The organism is Streptomyces sp. NPDC028308, assembly GCF_055565855.1.
In genome coordinates, this window is sequence record NZ_JBVHTO010000010.1 from 25290 (window position 1) to 40293 (window position 15004).

Genomic DNA, 15004 nt, shown 5'->3' on the forward strand with positions numbered 1-15004 from the left:
GATCGTGGACATAGCCATACATATCTGTCCATCGGGGAATTGACGGGCCGTCGGGCCCACTCGTCCGATCCGGCGACCCGTCGGCCGCGACCCGCCCGCCGCCCCCGCGTACCCTGGCCCGCGTGACCGCCACCGACCGCACCCCTGCCGACCTGCTGCGATCCGCGCTCGCCGCGGACCCCGCGCGACCCCTGGTGACCTTCTACGACGACGCCACGGGTGAACGCGTCGAACTCTCCGTCGCCACCTTCGCCAATTGGGTGGCCAAGACCGCCAATCTGCTCCAGGGCGAGCTGTCCGCCGAGCCCGGTGAGCGGGTCGCGCTGCTGCTGCCCGCGCACTGGCAGACGGCGGTGTGGCTGCTCGCCTGCTCCTCGGTCGGCGTGATCGCGGACGTCGGCGGTGACGCGGGCGCGGCGGATCACGTCGTCGCCGGGCCGGGCCGGTTCGAGGAGGGGCTCGCCTGCTCCGGGGAGCGCGTCGCCCTCTCGCTCGCCCCGCTGGGCCGCCGCTTCCCGACCCCGCCGGCCGGGTACGCCGACTACGCCGTCGAGGTGCCGAGCCAGGGTGACCGGTTCCAGCCGTACGCCCCGGTGGACCCGGAGGAGGCCGCGCTGATCGTCGCCGGGGCCGAGTACACCGGGGCGGAGGTCGTCGAGCGGGCGCTCGGGGACGCTCCTGGGCTCGATCTCACGGGGCCGGGGTCCCGGATGCTGTCGGCGTTGCCGTACGACACCTGGGAGGGGCTGAGTGCCGGGTTGTACGCCCCCCTCGCGACCGGGGGGTCCGTGGTGCTGTGCCGGAATCTCGACCGGCTGGGGGCGGATGCGTTGGTGCGGCGGATCGAGAGTGAGCACGTGACGGCTACCGCGCGGTAGCCCTCCGGGCGGGGGCGAGGGGGTGGGTGGCCCTTGCCGGCGCCGGGTTGCTCGCGTTGTTCCTCGCGCCCCTGAGCGCCGCGGGGGCTTGGCTGGTCCGGCTGGCTTTCGCCGCGTTGTGGTTGCTCGCGCCGTTCCTCGCGCCCCTGAGCGCCGTGGGGGCTTGGCCGTTCGGCTTGCTCCCGGTCTCGTTGTGGTTGCTCGCGCCGTTCCCCGCGCCCCTCAGCCGCCGCGGGGGCTTGGCGGTCCGGCTGGCCTTCGCCGCGTTGTGGTTGCTCGCGCCGTTCCCCGCGCCCCTGCGGGGGCGTGGTCGCTCGTTCGGCTTAGTGTCCGTGGGCTTTTGGGGGTTGCTCGGGCCATGGTCGTAGGAGCACGGGACGCTCGTACGCCAGGCCAGGAGGGGTGGATCCAGACGTGACCGACACCGCGGGCCCGCCCTCCGGACGTCCGGGCGACGACGTGCCGGCGCCCGCGGTCGTGCTGGGGCCGGGTGCGGGGGCGTCGCCCACCGGGGCGGGAATCGCGCGTCGCCGCACGCGGTGGCTGCGCTACACCGCGATCGGTGTCGCCGTCGTGCTGGCGTGCGCGGCGGGGGCGGGCTGGGCCGTGTACGAGAAGCTGGACTCGAACATCACCGCGGACAACGACGCGGCCGCCGAACTCGCCCGGTACGAGAAGGAGCGGCCCACCTCGCTCGTGCGCGACGCGCAGAACATCCTGCTGATCGGATCGGACTCGCGCTCCGGCGACGGCAACCGCAAGTACGGGCGGGACTCGGGCACCGAGCGGTCCGACACGACGATCCTGCTGCACCTGGCGGCCGACCGGCACAACGCGACGGCCGTCTCGCTGCCCCGCGACCTGATGGTGGACGTGCCCGGCTGCCGCCGCCCGGACGGCAGCCGCACGGAACCGGTCTTCGCGATGTTCAACTACGCCTTCCAGACCGGCGGTTCGGCGTGCACGGTCCGCACAGTCGAGAAGCTGACCAACGTGCGGGTCGACCATCACGTGGTCGTCGACTTCAGCGGCTTCAAGGAGATGGTCGACGCGGTCGACGGCGTCCGGGTGTGTCTGAAGGAGCCGATCGACGACAAGGCCGCCAAGCTGCGGCTGCCCGCGGGCCGGGTGACGCTCAACGGCGAGCAGGCACTCGGCTACGTCCGCGCCCGCAAGAGCATCGGCGACGGCAGCGACACCGACCGGATGGACCGCCAGCAGCGCTTCCTCGGCGCGCTCGTCAACAAGGTGCAGAGCAACGACGTGCTGCTCAACCCGACGAAGCTGTACCCGCTGCTCGACGCGGCGACCTCGTCCCTGACCACGGACCCCGCCCTGGCGAGCCTGCGCGGGCTGTACCAGCTGGTGCGGGGCATGCGCGACATCCCCACCGAGCGGGTGCGGTTCCTGACGGTGCCCCGGACGTCGTACGCCTACAACGCCAACCGGGACCAGCTGGTCGAGCCCGCCGCGGACCGGCTCTTCGCGCGGCTGCGGTCGGACGCCCCGGTGGAGGTCTCGAAAGAACTTCCGGAGGACTCCGCCGCGGCCGGCCGCGGATCCGACCCGCGGCCCGAGGAGAACTCGTACGAGGGGGGTGACGAAGAGTCGTACGACTCCTCGCCCGATTCCGACGACAGACCCCCGCGCGACTACGCAGAGAAATCACGCGATGACGGCAAGTCCGGTGCAATGCGCCCCGACAGCCCAGCTGGGAGCCCCGAACCGGCACCCACTTTCCGCGGCCACACGGCGGCCGACGACGGCTGTGAGTAAAGCACTCGCCAAGCCGGGGAACGTCAGTCCCAAGAAATAGGACGGATTGCCCAGTTGTAGGGAAGTGGAATTTGTCACCGCCGTCGCTCCACGCTGAACTGGGCGGATAGTGTGAGCGATCCGGTGCACCCGGCCGCGAGGTCTTCCCTCAGGGTCGCGCACTGCTTGACCGAGACCCGAGCGCCTTCTTGAGGGGGGTAAGGCGCCGCGTGGCCCCGACGGAGGATTCAGACAACCGTGGACGCGCAAGGCCGTGGGCGGGCGGACGACATCGACCCCGCAGACCAGTGGGTACTCAACCCGGACACCGGCGAATACGAACTGCGACTGAGTCCTTCCGCAGCGCAACCGGCAGTCCCTCGACCTCGCAGGACCGCCACCGGTGGCGGGACCCGCACGCGCAGCGCGCCGGACCGGGAGACGAGCGACACCCTCGCCCCCGACACGCTGCCCGGACCACGCCGCCGCCGTGGCGCGCCCGCCGAGCCGCCGCCGCCCCCGGGCCGGCGCCGCTCGCGGTCGGCGAAGAAGCCCAAGCAGTCGAAAGCGAAGAAGATACTGCTGTGGACCGGTGGTTCCATGGCCTTCGTCCTCGTCGGTGTCACTGCCGCGGGTTACCTGTACCTCAAACATCTCGAAGGAAACGTCAACACGACGGATGTCGGCAACGCGGGCAGCGAGGGCTTCAGCAAGGACGAGGCCTTCGACATCCTGATCATCGGCACCGACAAGCGCACCGGTAAGGGCAACGGCGGCTACGGCGACAAGAACAGCGTCGGCCACGCGGACACCAACATCCTGCTGCACGTCGCCAAGGACCGCTCGAACGCGACGGCCGTGAGCATCCCGCGCGACCTGATCACCGACATCCCGGACTGCCCGACGATCCAGCCCGACGGCTCCGAGAAGGTCATCGAGGGCACGCGGAGCGTCCGCTTCAACACCAGTCTCGGGCAGTTCGAACGCAACGCCGGCTGCACGATGCTGACGGTGAAGGAGCTCACCGGCATCAAGCCCGACCACTTCATGATGGCCGACTTCAACGCGGTCAAGACGCTGACCTCCGCGGTCGGCGGCGTCGACGTCTGCGTGGCCCACGCGGTGAACGACAAGGAATCGCACCTCAAGCTGCCCAAGGGCGAGTCGACGGTCGAAGGCGAGCAGGCGCTGGCCTTCGTGCGCACCCGGCACAGCTTCGGCAACCAGGGCGACCTCGACCGCATCAAGGTGCAGCAGCAGTTCCTCGGTTCGCTGATGCGCAAGATGTCCTCCAGCGACACCCTGACCAACCCCAAGAAGCTCTACAAGCTGGCGGAGGCCGCCACCAAGGCGCTGACCGTCGACACCGGCATCGGCAAGGTCAGCACGCTCAAGGACGTGGCGATGGAGCTGAAGAAGGTGCCGCCGAAGAACATCACCTTCACCACGCTGCCGGTGCTCGACAACCCCGCCGAGAGGGTCAAGGCGACGGTCGTCGTCAACGAGTCCAAGGCGAAGCCGCTCTTCGAGGCCATCAAGAACGACGTGTCGCTCACCGACGTGAAGCAGAAGGAGAAGAAGGAGAAGGCCGCCGTGGCCGCCCGCCTCAAGGGTCCCCGCTCCGACGCCTCCGAGATCCGGGTCGACATCTACAACGGCGGTGCCAAGGCCGGTTCCGCACAGGAAACCCTCAGCTGGCTGCAGAATGATGAGGGTGTACTGAAGTCCAGCCAGCTCGGAAACGCCGACGAAACGCTGAGCAAGACCACCCTGGAGTACGCTCCCGACCAGGCGGATCAGGCGCGCAAGCTGGCCGACCTCATGGGTCTGCCGGCTTCCGCGATGAAGCCCGGCAAGAGCGAGAAGAACGCCCAGGGGCTGCCCGCGATCGTGCTGACCCTCGGTGAGGACTTCAAGGGCGCCGGTGTGCCGCTGACGAGCTCGTCGGTGGACCTGGACGTCGACAAGTCCACGGCGGACAAGCAAGTGTGCGCCAGTTGATGACCTGACGGGTCCGTCACGCGTCCAACCTTCGGGGGCGCTCGTGCGTCCAACCGGACGCGGGACCGACCCGTTCGTCAGGTTCAGGGTGGGGAGGCAGGGGAGATGGCGCAGAGCGGTGTGCGTGGGGAGGGGGCACGGTCACGTGTCCGGCACGCGGGAGAACTGGGCTGGGACGACAGTCTGTACGACGAGAACGGCGATCCGGTTCAACCGGTCGGGGAGACCGGCAAAGAAGCCCGGGGCGCCTCCGGTTCCGCGGCATCGCGCGAGGACGACGACGCCCCTACCCCCGAGACGCAGGGGCGCGGCGGCCGGCACGGCGGCGGGGATAAGCGGCCGGGCGGCGAGGGCCGCAGGCCGCGTCGCAGACGCCGGGCCCTGCGCTGGTCGGCGACGGTCCTGTCGGTCCTGATACTCGGCACCGCGGGTGCCGGTTATCTCTACTACCAGCACCTGAACGACAACATCCAGAAGGACGACCTGAACATCGGCGACGCGAAGGACAGGGCCGCCGCGCCCAAGCCGAACGCCGCCGGGCAGACCCCGCTGAACATCCTGCTGATCGGTTCGGACGCGCGGGACACCAAGGAGAACCAGAAACTCGGCGGCGCCAAGGAGACGTTCGGCGGCGTCCCGCTCGCGGACGTCCAGATGCTGCTGCACCTCTCGGCGGACCGGACCAACATGTCGGTGGTCAGCATGCCGCGCGACACCCTGGTGCAGATACCCAAGTGCACGGACCCCGACGACCAGCACGTGTACCAGGCGACCGTCGGGCGGACGATGACCAACCAGTCGCTCGGGCGCGGAGGTCCGGGCTGCACGGTGGCCACCTGGGAGAAGCTGACGAAGATCCACATCGACCACTTCATGAAGATCGACTTCGCGGGTGTGGTGGCGATGGCGGACGCGATCGGCGGCGTCCCGGTCTGCGTGGACGCCAACATCCACTCCAAGGACAGCCAGGGCCACGGCTCCGGGCTGAAGCTGGAGAAGGGCACCACCTCGATCAAGGGCAAGCAGGCCCTGCAGTGGCTGCGCACCCGGTACGGCTTCGAGGACGGCAGCGACCTGGCCCGCGCCAGGGCGCAGCACCAGTACATGAACTCGATGGTCCGCGAGCTGCGCGAGAACGCCACCATCAGCAACCCCAACAAGCTGCGCAAGCTCGCCGAGACGGCGACGAAGGCCCTGACCGTCGACGACGGCCTCGGCAGCGTGAAGAAGCTCTACGACCTCGGCAACGAGCTGAAGAAGGTCTCGCCGGAGCGCATCACGATGACGACGATGCCCAACCGGTACGTCGGCGCGCGGGTCGAGCCCACCGACGACGCGACGAAGCTGTTCCGCCTGGTGCGCGAGGACATCGCGCTCGACGGCAAGAACAAGAAGTCCGCGGACAGGACGTCCTCGGACCCGGCCTCCGAGGACGACCGGATCGGCGTGACGGTGCAGAACGGCACCCGCACCTCGGCTCTGGCTCCGGTCCCCGGACGCGCCAGCGCCGTGAGCCAACTGCTCGTCGGCAAGGGCTTCCTGCGTACGACGGCGGACACCACCACGGCGAGCGCCGAGGACGAGACGGTGATCCGCTACCCGAGCGCCGACCTGGAGGGCGACGCCCAGCGGGTCGCCAAGGCCCTGAAGATCCCGCTCAGCGCGGTCGAGGAGTCCTCGGAGGTCTCGGGTGTCACGCTCGTGGTCGGCGCGGACTGGCGCGAGGGCACGGCGTACAAGGCCAAGGCGAGGGACGACAAGACCCCGAAGACGGCGGACGCCCTGAACGGCGCGGACGCCGGGGCCTGTATGCACGTGAACCCGAACTTCACCTGGTCCTGAAACGGGTCGGGCCCTTCCCCGGAGGTGACGCCGGGGAAGGGCCCGATCGGTGGACGAGGGGCGTCAGTTGGGGCCCAGCACCGCCGGACGGCGCGAGGCGATGACCTTCCGCGCCAGCGCCTTCGGGCTGGTGAGGAAGCCCCAGCCCCAGGACATGTGCATCGTCGCGAGGGCGACCGGGATCTGCAGGCGCGCCTTCAGCGGCAGGCCCTTGCCCGCGGGCAACGAGCCGAGCGCGATCGCCGCGAGATAGCCGCCGGGGACCAGCAACCCCCACGGTGTCACCGCGAGGCCGACCACCACTCCCGCGGCGATCGCGCACACCGCGGTCGGCGGCGCGAGGTAGCGCAGGTTGATGGAGCCCTCGTGGTAGCGGGCGACGACATGGCGCCAGCGCCCGTAGTCCTTGTACTGCTTGGCGAGGGCCCGCACGGAGGGCCGCGGGCGGTACGACACCCTGAGCTCGGGCGAGAACCAGATGAGGCCGCCCGCCTCGCGGATCCGGAAGTTCAGCTCCCAGTCCTGGGCCCGTATGAACTCCTCGTTGTACCCGCCCTGGCGCTCCAGGGCCTCGCGCCGGAAGACGCCGAGGTAGACCGTCTCGGCGGAGCCGGCCTCACCGCCGGTGTGGAACGCCGCGTTGCCCACGCCGATCTTCGACGTCATCGCGGCGGCGACGGCGTGCTCCCAGTCGTTCTCCCCCTCGGCGTGCATGATCCCGCCGACGTTCTGCGCGCCCGTCTCCGCCAGCAGGCGGACCGCGGTCGCGATGTAGTTCGGCGACAGGATGCCGTGCCCGTCGACGCGCACGACGACGGGGTGCCTGGACGCCTTGATCGCGGCGTTCAGCGCGGCTGGGGTGCGCCCTGTCGGGTTCGGCACCGTGTGGACGCGCGGGTCTTCGCGTACGAGCTCGGCGGCGATCTCGTCCGTGCGGTCCGATGACGGACCGAGGGCGATGACCACCTCCATCTCGCCGTCGTACTCCTGCGCCAGGATCGCTTGGACAGCCCCGCGCAGATGCCGCTCCTCGTTGAGGACGGGCATGATCACAGAAACGGCGGGGGGCCGCACGTCAGACTTCTCGCTCATCGGACGTCACGTTACCGCGAACGGGGGACACCGGTGCGCGCCGCAGGGGTCGGGACCCGGGCCGCAGATCGTATCGGCCTACGGTGCTCACGGATTCCCACGCCCGGCCCTCGCGGAGGCCCCCCTTGCCCACGCAGCCCACGCCGCCCCGTCCGCCCGCCGCACCCGGGCCCCGGCCGCCCGAGCCGTCCCGCTCCCGGCGGCCCCCCACGGCACGCAAGAAGCCCTGCTGGGCCATGCGGACGGTGACCACGCTCTCCGTGGTCGTCCTCGCGTCCGCCGGCATCGGGCACGCGGTGGTCACCAACCTCGACGCGGACATCGCCCGGGTCGACCCCTTCAAGGACATGAAGAACCGTCCGGAGGGCGGCAACGGCATGAACGTGCTGCTCGTCGGCACCGACGGCCGGGACCGGATCACCCCGGAGGAGAAGGAGAAGTACCGGCTGGGCGGCGCGCCCTGCCACTGCACGGACACGATCATGATCGTGCACATCTCGGAGGACCGGGAGCGGGCCAGCATCGTCAGCCTGCCGCGCGACTCCTACGCCGAGACGCCCGCGCACACCGACCAGATCACCGGCAAACGGCACGAGCCGCATCCGGTCAAGCTGAACGCCGCCTACGCCGAGGGCGGCCCGCAGCTGACCGTGCGCACGGTCGAGAACATGACCCACGTCAAGATCGACCACTATCTGGAGGTCGACTTCACCAGCTTCATGAAGACGGTGGACGTGCTCGGCGGGGTGGAGATCTGCACCGTGCAGCCGCTCAAGGACTCCTACACCGGGCTCGACCTGCCGGCCGGCTCGCACGCCCTGAGCGGCGGCCAGGCACTTCAGTACGTCCGCTCCCGGCATGTCGACAGCGCCTCCGACCTCGGCCGGATGCAGCGCCAGCAGCGCTTCCTCGCGGCGATGATCGAGAAGGCCACCTCGTCCGGGGTGCTGCTGAACCCGATGAAGTTCCGCGACATCACGCACGCCGTGCTCGGCTCGGTGCGCGCGGACAAGGCGTTCGGCACGGACGAGCTGCTGGACCTCGGGCGGGCGATGCGGAACTTCTCGCCCTCCTCCTCGGAGTTCACCACCGTGCCGATCGGTGAGATGGCCTACGCCGTGAAGGGCATCGGCTCCACGCTGAAGTGGGACCGGGCCAAGGCGGCGAAGCTCTTCAGGGCGCTGCGCGAGGACGAGCCGCTGGCCCGGCACAAGGCCCGCGGCAAGGCGCTGCGGGTCGACGTGGCCCCGCAGCAGATCCGGGTGCAGGTGGAGAACGGGACGCCGACGGAGGGCCTCGGCAAGCGCGTCGACAGCGCGCTCGCCCGGACCGGTTTCCTCACCACCCGGCTGCCGTCGAACGCGGCCGACCGGAGGGTCCGGCGCACCGTGGTCGCCTACGACCCGCGCTGGGACCGCTCGGCGAGGTCCCTGGCCGCCGCCCTGCCCGGCTCCGAGCTGCGGGCGGTCAAGGGGCAGGGGCCGACCCTGAAGGTGATCACGGGGGCGGACTACAAGGGCGTGCAGCGGGTCAAGGCCGCGGACCCCTACCAGGGCGAGTTCGGCGTGGTGACCGGCGACCAGGTGGTGTGCCCGTAGCCGGGGAGCCCGGGGTGCGGGCGCCGGCCCGGCGGCCGCACGGGGTCAGTCGTCCAGGCCCTCGGCGGCGCGCTTCTCCCGCAGCTCCATGATCGCGCGGCGCCGGGCGAGCCGGTGCGTGCGGCGGATCTGCGCCTCCTGGTAACGGCGCTCGTCGCGCTCCGTCTCCGGCAGCACCGGCGGTACCCGGCGCGGCTTGCCGTCGGCGTCGACGGCCGCGAAGACGAGGTAGGCGGAGCCGACCTGGGTGGCCGGGGCGGACTCGTTCCAGCGCTCGGCCAGGACCCGGACGCCGACCTCCATGGAGGTCCGGCCGGTCCAGTTCACCTGGGCCTTCACATGGACGAGGTCGCCCACGCGGACCGGCTCCAGGAACGCCATCTCGTCCATGGAGGCGGTGACGGCGGGTCCGCCCGAGTGCCGTCCGGCCACCGCGCCCGCCGCGTCGTCGACCAGTTTCATGATCACGCCGCCGTGCACCGTGCCCAGCAGGTTGGTGTCGGCGTGGGTCATGATGTGGCTGAGCGTCGTCCGGGACGCCGAGGTCGGTTTGCCGGGAATGTCGTCCGGGGCTGCTGATTCCACGGCGGGGGCCTGGTCTGTCATGGCCTCCACCTTATGCCGGGCCGATATGTGTCAGCTTCGCAACAGCACTGGCCCTATTTTCCTTCGAACCTTGTAAGGCACGTGGTACGGCACTGCACACTGGGCGGCATGAACGATTGGCCCGACGGGTGGTCCGACGACAACCGCAGCAACCGGTACGGCGGCGGCAGCGCGAGCGCCCAGCCCGAGAGCGCACGTGTGATGCGCCAGGTACGGCGTCCGGCGACCCCCGGGTCCGGCCGGTCCGCGCCGCCGTACGGCGGGGTGCCGCAGCAGCCGACGTACGTCGACGGCCAGGGCTACGACGAGGGGCCGGGCCATGACGGCTACAACACCGGCCAGGTCTACGGGGCGCCGGACGGCGGCGGTCCCGGCGGGCCGGGCGGCCGGGGTCCGCGCTCCGCGCCGGACTGGCGCAGGCGGATCAAGTGGACCGCGCTGACCCTGGTCACGCTGCTGGTCGTGGTCTCCGTCGGCACGTACTTCTGGGCCGACTCCAAGCTCCACCGCGACGTCGACCTCTCCAAGGTGATCGACCGGCCGGAGGCGGGCGAGGGGACGAACTACCTCATCGTCGGCTCCGACAGCCGCGCCGGGATGTCCAGCGAGGAGAAGAAGAAGCTGCACACCGGGTCCGCCGAGGGCAAGCGCACGGACTCGATGATGATCCTGCACACCGGCGGCAACGGCTCCACGCTGATCTCCCTCCCCCGCGACTCCGACGTCGAGATCCCCACCTTCAAGGGCTCCGAGTCGGGCAAGACGTACCAGGGCACGGGTCGGCACGTGAAGCTGAACGCGGCGTACGCGGAGGACGGGCCCGAACTCCTGGTCCGCACGGTCGAGTTCAACACCGGCCTGCACATCGACCACTACGTGGAGATCGGCTTCGCGGGCTTCGCGAACATCGTCGACTCGGTCGGCGGCGTGGAGATCGAGATCCCCAAGGGCGGCATGAAGGACACCAAGTCCGGTGCCGACTTCGAGGCGGGCAAGCAGACCCTGGACGGGCAGCAGGCACTCGCCTTCGTGCGCACCCGGTACGCGCTCGCGGGCAGCGACCTGGACCGTACGAAGAACCAGCAGAAGTTCCTCTCGGCGCTGGCCAACCAGGTCGCGACGCCGGGCACGATCCTGAACCCGTTCAAGCTGTACCCGACGATGAGCGCCGGCCTGGACACCCTGATCGTGGACAAGGACATGGGCCTGTTCGACCTGGGCGACATGTTCTGGGCGATGAAGAGCGTCAGCGGCGGCGAGGGCACCTCGATGAACATGCCGATCTCGGGTTCCACCGGCGGCAACCTCGTCTGGGACAAGGCCAAGGTGAAGACCCTGGTGAACGAGCTGAAGAACGACGAGAAGGTGACGGTGTCGGGCAACTGAGCCCCGCCGCACCGCACGAAGAGGGCCCCGCCGGTCGCACCGGCGGGGCCCTCTTCGTGCGCGGGAGGAGCGGTTACGGCAGGTTGCGGGCCATGACGATCCGCTGGACCTGGTTCGTGCCCTCGTATATCTGCGTGATCTTCGCGTCGCGCATCATGCGCTCGACCGGGTAGTCGCGGGTGTAGCCGTAGCCGCCGAGCAGCTGGACGGCGTCCGTGGTGACCTCCATGGCCACGTCGGAGGCGAAGCACTTGGCGGCGGCGCCCTGGAAGGTGAGGTCCTTGTCGCCGCGCTCGGACTTGGCGGCGGCCGCGTAGGTGAGCTGGCGGGCGGCCTCGATCTTCATGGCCATGTCGGCGAGCATGAACTGGATGCCCTGGAAGTCGGCGATCGGCTTGCCGAACTGCTTGCGCTCCTGGACGTAGCCCTTCGCGTAGTCCAGGGCGCCCTGCGCGATGCCCAGCGCCTGCGCCGCGATGGTGATGCGGGTGTGGTCCAGGGTCTTCATGGCGGTGGCGAAGCCGGTGCCCTCGGCGCCGATCATGCGGTCCGCGGGGATGCGCACGTTGTCGAGGTAGACCTCGCGGGTCGGGGAGCCCTTGATGCCGAGCTTCCGCTCCGGGGCGCCGAAGGAGACGCCCTCGTCCGACTTCTCGACCACGAAGGCGCTGATGCCCTTGGAGCGCTTCGTGGGGTCGGTCACCGCCATGACCGTGTAGAACTCGCTCACGCCGGCGTTGGTGATCCAGCGCTTCACGCCGTTGAGGATCCAGTGGTCGCCGTCGCGGACCGCCTTCGTCTTCATGCCCGCGGCGTCCGAACCGGCGTCCGGCTCGGAGAGGCAGTACGAGAACATCCCCTCGCCCTTGGCGAGCGGGGTCATGTACCGCTTCTTCAGGTCCTCGGAGCCGGAGAGGATCACCGGGAGCGAGCCCAGCTTGTTCACCGCCGGGATCAGGGAGGAGCTGGCGCACACCCGCGCCACCTCCTCGATCACGATGACCGTGGCCAGCGCGTCGGCGCCGGCGCCGCCGTACTCCTCGGGCACGTGCACCGCGTGCAGGTCGTTCGCGGTCAGGGCGTCCAGCGCCTCCTGCGGGAAACGGGCTTCCTCGTCCACCGCGGCGGCGTACGGCGCGATCTTCGCCTCGGCCAGCGCACGGATCGCGTCCCGGAGCATGTCGTGCTCCTCGGACGGGCGGTACAGGTCGAAATCAGCCGATCCGGCCAAGGTCTCTCACGCTCCAAGGACGCTAATTACCGTTAAGTAACCCAAATTTTAGAGGTCCGCCCACCCGAGTGATACGTGAGCTTGGCGACAGGGGGAAGTTGCCCGGTGAGGGGCCCCGTCACGCCCCGACTATGCTCGGGCCCGCACTGCAGAACGAAGTCCGCCTGGAAGCACGGGAGCACCGCATGGCCCTCAAGATCACCGTGATCGGCACCGGCTATCTCGGCGCCACGCACGCCGCGGCCATGGCGGAACTCGGCTACGAGGTCCTCGGTCTCGACGTGGTGCCCGAGAAGATCGAGATGCTCCAGCGGGGCGAGGTCCCGATGTACGAGCCCGGTCTGGAGGAGCTGCTCCGCAAGCACGTCGCGGGCATCGAGGGATCCAGCGGCCGGCTGCGCTTCACGATGGACTGGGCCGAGGTCGGCGCGTTCGGCGACGTGCACTTCGTCTGCGTGAACACCCCGCAGAAGCACGGCGAGTACGCCTGCGACATGTCGTACGTCGACGCCGCGTTCGAGTCGCTCGCCCCGCATCTGCGCGGCCCCTCGCTGGTCGTCGGCAAGTCGACCGTGCCCGTCGGCTCGGCGGACCGGCTCGCGGCCCGGCTGGCGGAGCTGGCGCCGGCCGGCGGGGACGCCGAACTGGCCTGGAACCCGGAGTTCCTTCGCGAGGGCTTCGCCGTGCAGGACACGCTGCACCCCGACCGCATCGTCGTCGGCGTCCGCAGCGAGCGCGCCGAGAAGCTGCTGCGCGAGGTCTACACGACGCCCGTGGCCGAGGGCTCGCCGTTCGTGGTGACCGACTTCCCGACCGCGGAGCTGGTGAAGACCTCCGCGAACTCCTTCCTCGCCACCAAGATCTCGTTCATCAACGCCATGGCCGAGGTCTGCGAGGCGGCCGGCGGTGACGTCGCCAAGCTGGCCGAGGCCATCGGGCACGACGACCGGATCGGCAGGAAGTTCCTGCGCGCCGGGATCGGCTTCGGCGGCGGCTGTCTGCCCAAGGACATCCGCGCCTTCATGGCCCGCGCCGGCGAGCTGGGCGCCGACCAGGCGCTGACCTTCCTGCGCGAGATCGACTCCATCAACATGCGCCAGCGCGGCCAGATGGTGGAGCTGGCGCGCGAGGCGCTCGGCGGGGGTTCCTTCCTGGGCAAGCGGGTCGCCGTGCTCGGCGCGACCTTCAAGCCGGACTCCGACGACGTACGGGACTCCCCCGCGCTGAACGTCGCCGGGCAGATCCACCTCCAGGGCGGCCAGGTCACCGTCTACGACCCGAAGGGCATGGCGAACGCCCGCCGGATCTTCCCGACGCTCGGCTACGCCGACTCGGCCCTCGAAGCGGTGCGCGGCGCCGACGTGGTCCTGCACCTGACGGAGTGGCGCGAGTTCCGCGAGCTGGACCCGGCCGTGCTGGGCGAGGCGGTCACCGCCCGGCTGGTCCTGGACGGCCGCAACGCCCTCGACCCGGAGCTGTGGCGCCGGGCCGGCTGGACGTACCGCGCGATGGGCCGGCCCACGGCGTAGCGCCCGCACTCGGGAGAACGCCGGTCCGGCCGAGGCTCAGTCGGCCGGACCGGCGTCCTCGCACATTCTCCCCCGCCGCGCCCCGGGGCGTGGCCACAAGCCGCTACTTCGCGCGGTAGCGGCGCATCTTCGCGCGGGCCCCGCAGACGGCCATGGAGCACCAGCGGCCCCGCCCCGCCGGGCTGCGGTCGTAGTACGCCCAGTGGCAGTCCGGTGCCTCGCAGGCCTTGAGGCGGAGCCAGGTGCCCTCCACGAGCGCCTGTGCGACCGCCGCCGCCACCCGGGAGGCCAGCGGCGCCGGGTCGGCCGCGGTGAGCGAGGCGGCGCCGTCGCCGTCCACCGTGACCACCAGGGGCGCCTCCGCGAGCAGCCGGCCGAGCGGGGTCACCTCGCGGTGCGGCGGATGCCCGGCGTGGGCCAGGCACACCGCGCGCAGCGACTCGCGCAGTTCGCGCGCCGCCGGCCCGTCCGCCTCCGTGAGACCGAAGGGCGCCCGTCCCTCCTCCGTGTCCAGCCGGTCGGCGCCCGAGTCGATGTCCAGGGTGTTCACCAGCGCCTGGACCAGGGCCAGGCCGCCGGGTGCGGGCGCACGGTCATTCATGCTTGCGACGTTACCTCCTATGCGGGAGCATGCAGTAACCGTTACTGGTTACCCGCCTCTACAGGTAACCGCATTCCGCAGGTGACACAGGAGGAAGTCATGGCTCTGGCCGAACTGGGCGCCGTCGTCCTGGACTGTCCCGACCCCCGCGCCCTGGCCGGGTTCTACGCCGAGGTGCTCGGCGGCACGGTCGAGGGCGACGGGGAGTGGGTGGACCTGAAGGTGCCGGGCGGCCGGACGCTGGCGTTCCAGGCCGCGCCCGGATTCGTACCGCCGAAGTGGCCCGCCGCCGAGCACTCCCAGCAGTTCCACCTGGACCTGATGGTCCCCGACCTGGACGCGGCCGAGAAGGGCGTGCTGGCACTCGGCGCCAAGCCGCTGGACACCGAGGACCGCTCCCGCACCTTCCGGGTGTACGCCGATCCCGCGGGGCATCCGTTCTGCCTCTGCGCCTGCTGACCGGCCGGCCGTGGCGGGGGCGCTCC

The 15004-nt window shown here is 70.6% G+C and carries 12 protein-coding genes; 8 read left to right on the plus strand and 4 right to left on the minus strand.

Annotated features, from left to right (window positions below):
* The first annotated feature begins 122 nt into the window (after positions 1-122).
* From ACZ4VA_RS23205 to ACZ4VA_RS23220, 4 genes are all read left to right on the plus strand, one after another.
* Positions 123-878, plus strand: a complete 756-nt coding sequence (locus ACZ4VA_RS23205) for a TIGR03089 family protein (protein ID WP_355786824.1) — start codon at positions 123-125, stop codon at positions 876-878.
* A gap of 459 nt (positions 879-1337) precedes the next feature.
* A complete protein-coding gene (locus tag ACZ4VA_RS23210; RefSeq protein WP_468082545.1) occupies positions 1338-2654 on the plus strand; it encodes an LCP family protein in 1317 nt (438 codons plus the stop codon).
* Positions 2655-2891: 237 nt separating this feature from the next.
* Positions 2892-4634, plus strand: a complete 1743-nt coding sequence (locus tag ACZ4VA_RS23215; protein ID WP_468082455.1) for an LCP family protein — start codon at positions 2892-2894, stop codon at positions 4632-4634.
* Positions 4635-4739: 105 nt separating this feature from the next.
* Entirely contained in the window at positions 4740-6476 is a 1737-nt protein-coding gene (locus tag ACZ4VA_RS23220) for an LCP family protein (protein ID WP_388907189.1), read from the plus strand.
* 63 nt (positions 6477-6539) lie between these two features.
* Here the strand turns inward: ACZ4VA_RS23220 and ACZ4VA_RS23225 are convergent, their stop codons facing one another.
* On the minus strand, positions 6540-7568 hold the full coding sequence (locus tag ACZ4VA_RS23225; RefSeq protein WP_355786415.1) for a glycosyltransferase family 2 protein: 1029 nt from the start codon (positions 7566-7568) through the stop codon (positions 6540-6542).
* 125 nt (positions 7569-7693) lie between these two features.
* On the opposite strand from ACZ4VA_RS23225, the gene ACZ4VA_RS23230 reads away from it, so the two are divergent.
* Positions 7694-9166: an LCP family protein gene (locus ACZ4VA_RS23230; RefSeq protein ID WP_468082456.1), complete on the plus strand. Its 1473-nt coding sequence runs from the start codon at positions 7694-7696 to the stop codon at positions 9164-9166.
* A 45-nt stretch (positions 9167-9211) separates the two neighbouring features.
* On the opposite strand, the gene ACZ4VA_RS23235 is transcribed toward ACZ4VA_RS23230, so the two are convergent.
* The gene (locus tag ACZ4VA_RS23235) at positions 9212-9772 is read right to left on the minus strand and encodes an acyl-CoA thioesterase (RefSeq protein ID WP_355783257.1); all 561 of its coding nucleotides are present in this window, start codon (positions 9770-9772) and stop codon (positions 9212-9214) included.
* A 108-nt stretch (positions 9773-9880) separates the two neighbouring features.
* Here ACZ4VA_RS23235 and ACZ4VA_RS23240 point away from each other — a divergent pair, with 108 nt between their 5' ends.
* Entirely contained in the window at positions 9881-11158 is a 1278-nt protein-coding gene (locus tag ACZ4VA_RS23240) for an LCP family protein (RefSeq protein ID WP_389390760.1), read from the plus strand.
* Positions 11159-11231: 73 nt separating this feature from the next.
* Here the strand turns inward: ACZ4VA_RS23240 and ACZ4VA_RS23245 are convergent, their stop codons facing one another.
* Positions 11232-12389, minus strand: a complete 1158-nt coding sequence (locus ACZ4VA_RS23245; protein WP_355783263.1) for an acyl-CoA dehydrogenase — start codon at positions 12387-12389, stop codon at positions 11232-11234.
* Between the two features lie 185 nt (positions 12390-12574).
* On the opposite strand from ACZ4VA_RS23245, the gene ACZ4VA_RS23250 reads away from it, so the two are divergent.
* Positions 12575-13918, plus strand: a complete 1344-nt coding sequence (locus ACZ4VA_RS23250) for a UDP-glucose dehydrogenase family protein (protein WP_355783267.1) — start codon at positions 12575-12577, stop codon at positions 13916-13918.
* Positions 13919-14021: 103 nt separating this feature from the next.
* Here ACZ4VA_RS23250 and ACZ4VA_RS23255 read toward each other — a convergent pair whose 3' ends face one another.
* Positions 14022-14519: a CGNR zinc finger domain-containing protein gene (locus ACZ4VA_RS23255; protein ID WP_355783266.1), complete on the minus strand. Its 498-nt coding sequence runs from the start codon at positions 14517-14519 to the stop codon at positions 14022-14024.
* A 99-nt stretch (positions 14520-14618) separates the two neighbouring features.
* On the opposite strand from ACZ4VA_RS23255, the gene ACZ4VA_RS23260 reads away from it, so the two are divergent.
* The gene (locus tag ACZ4VA_RS23260; protein ID WP_355780246.1) at positions 14619-14978 is read left to right on the plus strand and encodes a VOC family protein; all 360 of its coding nucleotides are present in this window, start codon (positions 14619-14621) and stop codon (positions 14976-14978) included.
* The last annotated feature ends 26 nt before the right edge of the window (positions 14979-15004 follow it).

Excerpts from the sequence above, each read along its gene's own strand:
- ACZ4VA_RS23220 (WP_388907189.1), top strand. The coding sequence starts at position 4,740 with ATGGCGCAGAGCGGTGTGCGTGGGGAGGGGGCACGGTCACGTGTCCGG.
- ACZ4VA_RS23225 (WP_355786415.1), bottom strand. The coding sequence starts at position 7,568 with ATGAGCGAGAAGTCTGACGTGCGGCCCCCCGCCGTTTCTGTGATCATG.
- ACZ4VA_RS23235 (WP_355783257.1), bottom strand. The coding sequence starts at position 9,772 with ATGACAGACCAGGCCCCCGCCGTGGAATCAGCAGCCCCGGACGACATT.
- ACZ4VA_RS23240 (WP_389390760.1), top strand. The coding sequence starts at position 9,881 with ATGAACGATTGGCCCGACGGGTGGTCCGACGACAACCGCAGCAACCGG.
- ACZ4VA_RS23250 (WP_355783267.1), top strand. The coding sequence starts at position 12,575 with ATGGCCCTCAAGATCACCGTGATCGGCACCGGCTATCTCGGCGCCACG.
- ACZ4VA_RS23255 (WP_355783266.1), bottom strand. The coding sequence starts at position 14,519 with ATGAATGACCGTGCGCCCGCACCCGGCGGCCTGGCCCTGGTCCAGGCG.
- ACZ4VA_RS23260 (WP_355780246.1), top strand. The coding sequence starts at position 14,619 with ATGGCTCTGGCCGAACTGGGCGCCGTCGTCCTGGACTGTCCCGACCCC.